Annotated in this window: 1 protein-coding gene; it reads left to right on the top strand. The window is 47.0% G+C overall.

The features are described 5' to 3' along the window. Nucleotides 1-738, top strand: a 738-nt coding sequence (locus R7Z50_RS26975) for a family 20 glycosylhydrolase (protein WP_318149679.1), incomplete at both ends; no start/stop codon positions are given.

Below are 738 nucleotides of genomic sequence, written 5' to 3'. Positions count from 1 at the left end.
CAATCTATCTTTGGCTTGGTAGATAGCCAAAATGCTGATTCTCTACCACAACTGTCCATCCAAGACGCACCACGTTTTGACTACCGTGGCGTGATGGTGGATGTGGCTCGTAACTTCCACTCTAAAGATGCCATCCTTGCAACGCTAGACCAAATGGCGGCGTACAAGATGAATAAACTGCACCTTCACCTAACGGATGATGAGGGTTGGCGTCTTGAAATTCCGGGTCTGCCAGAGCTGACTGAAGTAGGTTCTAACCGCTGTTTTGACCTTGAAGAAAAAAGTTGCTTGTTGCCACAACTAGGTTCTGGCTCAACTTCTGACAACTTCGGTTCGGGTTACTTCAGCAAAGCAGATTACGTGGAAATCCTAAAGTATGCGAAAGCACGTAACATCGAAGTAATTCCTGAAATTGATATGCCAGCACATGCTCGAGCAGCAGTTATCTCAATGGAAGCACGTTACAACCGCCTAATCGAAGAAGGTAAAGAAGCGGAAGCGAACGAGTACCGTCTGATGGATCCTCAAGATACATCGAACGTAACAACGGTTCAGTTCTACAACAAGCAGAGCTTTATCAACCCATGTATGGAATCTTCCACTCGCTTCGTAGATAAAGTGATTTCAGAAGTGGCAGCAATGCACACGGAAGCAGGCGCGCCGCTAACAACATGGCACTTTGGTGGTGACGAAGCGAAGAACATCAAGCTAGGCGCTGGTTTCCAAGATGTGAACGCT

This window comes from Vibrio sp. 1249-1 (genome assembly GCF_033340495.1).
The sequence above is the reverse complement of the archived record's forward strand: the minus strand, read 5'-3'. Positions and strand labels throughout refer to the sequence as shown.